Source organism: Variovorax humicola (assembly GCF_037889915.1).
In the GTDB taxonomy this organism is placed as follows: domain Bacteria; phylum Pseudomonadota; class Gammaproteobacteria; order Burkholderiales; family Burkholderiaceae_C; genus Variovorax; species Variovorax humicola.
Map to the genome: position 1 here is coordinate 1 of NZ_JBBKZV010000105.1, position 1,129 is coordinate 1,129.

The following is a 1,129-nucleotide window of genomic DNA, read 5'->3' on the forward strand; positions in this document are numbered from 1 at the left end:
GCGCCCTGCACGTGCGGCGTGCGCATGGCGCTGCCGTAGTAGCGCATGTCCAGGCAATGGTTCTGCAGGCCCTGCTGGCAGAAGCTGCACGCACCGCACGGGCGGCTCGGGCTGATCGCGATGCGTTCGCCGGGCTTGTACGCCGTCACGTTCGCGCCCACCGCTTCGATCATGCCGGCCACTTCATGGCCCAGCACCATCGGCTCCTTGATGCGGATGGTGCCGAAGCCGCCGTGCTGGTAGTAGTGCAGGTCGGAGCCGCAGATGCCGCCGCAGCGCACGCGAACCTGCAACTGGTCGGGGCCGAGTTCGGCGGTTTCATAGGACTCGACGCGCAGGTCGCCGGGCGCGTGGATGACAAGGGCTTCCATGGGGGCCTTCCGTGGGGGGTTCAGAGTTGGGCGGTCACGCCGCCATCGACGTAGAGGATGTGGCCATTGACGAAGTTCGACGCGTCGCTCGCGAGGAACACGCCCGCGCCCACGAGATCCTCCACGTCGCCCCAGCGGCGCGAGGGCGTGCGGCCGATCAGCCAGCTGGAGAACTCGGGGTTCTTCACCAGCGCATCGTTGAGCTCGGTCTTGAAATAGCCCGGCCCGATGCCGTTGACCTGGATGCCATGCTGGCCCCAGTCGATCGCCATGCCCTTGGTCAGCATCTTCACCGCGCCCTTGCTGGCCGTGTAGGGCGCGATGCCCGGGCGGCCCAGCTCGCTCTGCACCGAGCAGATGTTGATGATCTTGCCGCGCTTGCGCGGAATCATCCGGCGCGCCACGGCCTGCCCGACCAGGAACACGCTGTCGAGGTTGGTCCTCATGAGTTCGTGCCAGTGCGCCTCGTCGAACTGGTCGAGCGGTGTGCGGCGCTGCATGCCGGCGTTGTTGACGAGGATGTCGATGGGGCCGGTGCCGGACTCGATCTTCTCGATGGCGGCGTTGACGGCTTCGCCCGACGTGACGTCGAAGGCGGAGGTCACGACCTGCGCACCTTCGGCGCGCAGCACGTTGGCGGCGGCTTCGAGCTTGTCGGCATTGCGCGCATTCAGCACGATGCGCGCACCCGCGCCGGCCAGGCCGCGTGCCAGTGCAAAGCCGATGCCGGCGCTGGAGCCGGTGATGAGGGCCGTGCG

The 1,129-nt window shown here is 67.9% G+C and carries 2 protein-coding genes; both read right to left on the reverse strand.

Translation table 11 applies throughout. The features are described 5' to 3' along the window. Window positions 1-371 (reverse strand): alcohol dehydrogenase catalytic domain-containing protein (locus tag WKW80_RS37230; protein ID WP_340368565.1); only part of this gene is annotated, 371 nt, incomplete at its 3' end. Between the two features lie 20 nt (window positions 372-391). Continuing rightward, a partial coding sequence (locus tag WKW80_RS37235; RefSeq protein WP_340368566.1) for an SDR family NAD(P)-dependent oxidoreductase occupies window positions 392-1,129 on the reverse strand: 738 nt, incomplete at its 5' end.